The following is a 2,994-nucleotide window of genomic DNA, read 5'->3' on the forward strand; positions in this document are numbered from 1 at the left end:
ACCCAGCCCGAACAAGAAGAAGAGGAAGTGACCGGCGCATGACGGATGCAGACAAGCTCGAGGCCGAGGGCGACATCGCTGCGGACTTCCTGGAGGAGCTGCTCGACATCGCGGACCTGGACGGCGACATCGACATGGACGTGGAGAACGACCGCGCGTCGGTCTCGATCGTCGGTGGCGACCTGGACCAGTTGGTCGGCCGTGACGGCGAGGTGCTGGAGGCCCTGCAGGAGCTGACGCGTCTCGCGGTGTACCGCGAGACCGGCGAGCGCAGCCGACTCATGCTCGACATCGGCGGTTTCCGCTCCCAGCGTCGTACCGCTCTGGAGTCCGTGGCTGCCGGTGCCATCGAGCGGGTCCGCGCCGGCGAGCCGAGCGTCGCTCTCGACCCGATGAGCCCGTTCGAGCGCAAGGTCGTCCACGACGCCGTCGCGGCAGCCGGCCTGGTCAGCGAGTCCGAGGGCGCCGATCGTTCGCGCCACGTCGTGGTCCTGCCAGCATCGGACGACTGATCTCCGGATGACTGTTTCACGTGAAACNNGCCGGCATCCTCGCGTCCGACGGTGTCGAGCGCGGGATGATCGGACCCCGCGAGGTGCCCCGTCTCTGGGACCGCCACCTCGTGAACAGCGGCGTCGTCCTGCCTCGCCTCCCCCAGGGAGCCACCGTGGCCGACGTCGGCTCCGGCGCCGGACTGCCTGGTCTCGTGTGGGCCATCGGCCGACCCGACCTGCAGGTCACGCTGGTCGAGCCGCTGCTGCGTCGCACGACCTTCCTGGACGAGGTCGTGGCGGAGCTCGACCTGACGAACGTGAGGGTGGTGCGCTCGCGTGCGGAGGACGTCGACGAGACCTTCGACGTCGTGACCGCGCGCGCCGTGGCCGCTCTGGAGAAGCTGGCGAAGTGGTGCATGCCCCTGGTGAAGCCGGGAGGCGTGCTGCTGGCACTGAAGGGGCAGTCGGCGCCAGAGGAGCTGGAGGGTGCGAAGCGCACCCTCGGACGCCTCGGTGCCACCGATACGCTGATCCGGACGTACGGTGAGGTCGAGGTCCCGACGACGGTGGTGGAGGTGACGAAGTGAACGCCCATGACGGTGGAAGCGGCCTCGGCGGCGTTTCACGTGAAACACACCCCCTGCACGGCATCTCCGAGCAGGCCAGCCCGGCATCGACCTATGCCACCACGGCAGCCGAGACGGCCGCAGCGACGCCGATGCCGGACGACTCGACACCCCTGGCCCGTGAGGCCCAGGACCATGTGGACCTGGCGCGCCGGGCGCGCAGCACGAGTCAGCTGCCTCGTCCGTCCTCGACCCGCGTCTTCGTCGTCGCGAACCAGAAGGGTGGCGTCGGCAAGACGACCACCGCGGTGAACGTGGCCGCGGCGCTGGCGCAGAAGGGTCTGCGCATCCTCGTGGTCGACCTCGATCCTCAGGGCAATGCGTCGACGGCTCTCGACATCCCGCACAGCGAGGGCACGCCGGGGGTCTACGAGGCCCTCGTGGAGGACGTGCCGATGAGCGACCTGGTGCAGCGCGCACCCCAGCTCGAGGGACTGACCGTCCTGCCGGCCACCATCGACCTCGCCGGTGCCGAGATCGAGCTCGTCTCGCTCGTGGCACGCGAGACGCGGCTGAAGCGGGCTCTCGAGACCCACCTCGACGAGCGTGAGCGCGCGGGGGACCGCATCGACTACGTGATCATCGACTGCCCGCCGTCCCTGGGTCTGCTCACGGTGAACGCCCTGGTGGCGGCACGCGAGGTGCTCATCCCGATCCAGTGCGAGTACTACGCGCTCGAGGGTCTGGGTCAGCTGGTGCGCAACATCGAGCTCGTGCGCGCCCACCTGAACCAGCGGCTCGAGATCTCGACCATCCTGCTGACCATGTACGACGCCCGCACCCGGCTGTCGGCCGGCGTCGCCGAGCAGGTGCGCGAGCACTTCGGCCCGAAGGTGCTGGCCACGGCGGTCCCGCGCTCGGTGCGCATCTCCGAGGCACCCAGCTACCAGCAGACGGTCCTCACCTACGATCCCGGCTCGTCCGGGGCGTTGTCGTACCTCGAGGCGGCCCGCGAGATCGCGCAGGCCGCGCACACCAGCGAAGGGGATGCATGATGGCACCACGCCGTGGACTCGGACGAGGTCTGGAGTCGCTGATTCCCTCGACCCCCGCTGAGGCCGAGGCGTCGGGCCTGAAGGAGGTCGCGGGGGCGCGGTTCGCCGAGCTGCCCCTGGACTCCATCGTGGCGAACCCCCGCCAGCCGCGTCAGGTCTTCGACGAGCAGGACATGTCCGAGCTCGTGCACTCCATCAAGGAGGTCGGCCTGCTCCAGCCCGTGGTCGTGCGGGAGGTGTCCCCGGGCTCGTTCGAGCTGATCATGGGCGAGCGCCGGTGGAGGGCGAGCCGCCTCGCCGGCCTCGACACCATCGGCGCCATCGTGCGGGACACGACCGACGAGGACCTCCTGCGCGACGCGTTGCTGGAGAACCTGCACCGCTCGCAGCTGAACCCGTTGGAGGAGGCCGCCGCGTACCAGCAGCTCCTCGAGGACTTCGGCTGCACCCAGGAGGAGCTGGCCGACCGGATCGGTCGCTCACGTCCCCAGGTCACCAACACGCTGCGTCTGATGAAGCTGCCGCCCGCGGTCCAGCGTCGCGTGGCGGCCGGTGTGCTCTCGGCGGGTCATGCTCGTGCGCTGCTCTCGGTGGGCAACCCCGAGGTGCAGGACCGGCTGGCCGCCCGGGTGGTTGCCGAGGGCATCTCGGTGCGTGCGCTCGAGGAGATCGTGAAGTTCGGCGACTCCGAGGACCAGGCCACGTCACGCTCGCGCACGCAGGGCCGCACGGTGACGGCACCGCGCCTCGCCGACCTGGCCTCGCGCCTGTCCGAGCGCTACGACACCCGGGTGAAGGTCGACCTCGGCAAGTCCAAGGGCAAGATCACCGTGGAGTTCGCGACGGTCGACGACCTCGAGCGCATCGTGGCCATGATGG

4 protein-coding genes are annotated in these 2,994 nt (G+C 69.9%); all 4 read left to right on the plus strand.

All coding sequences use genetic code 11. The annotated features are described in order from the left end of the window. The first annotated feature begins 38 nt into the window (after positions 1 to 38). Positions 39 to 512 (plus strand): R3H domain-containing nucleic acid-binding protein, encoded by a 474-nt coding sequence (locus ASF38_RS05075; RefSeq protein WP_055962437.1) that lies wholly within the window; start codon positions 39 to 41, stop codon positions 510 to 512. 35 nt (positions 513 to 547) lie between these two features. After that, on the plus strand, positions 548 to 1,081 hold the full coding sequence (gene rsmG, locus ASF38_RS05080; RefSeq protein ID WP_255353816.1) for a 16S rRNA (guanine(527)-N(7))-methyltransferase RsmG: 534 nt from the start codon (positions 548 to 550) through the stop codon (positions 1,079 to 1,081). A 131-nt stretch (positions 1,082 to 1,212) separates the two neighbouring features. Continuing rightward, complete coding sequence (locus ASF38_RS05085) at positions 1,213 to 2,115, plus strand: ParA family protein (RefSeq protein ID WP_056574083.1); 903 nt, start codon at positions 1,213 to 1,215, stop codon at positions 2,113 to 2,115. Further along, a partial coding sequence (locus tag ASF38_RS05090) for a ParB/RepB/Spo0J family partition protein (protein WP_156366806.1) occupies positions 2,112 to 2,994 on the plus strand: 883 nt, incomplete at its 3' end. The genes ASF38_RS05085 and ASF38_RS05090, both read left to right, overlap by 4 nt.

The sequence above is a fragment of the Aeromicrobium sp. Leaf272 genome (genome assembly GCF_001422865.1).
Taxonomy (GTDB): domain Bacteria; phylum Actinomycetota; class Actinomycetes; order Propionibacteriales; family Nocardioidaceae; genus Aeromicrobium.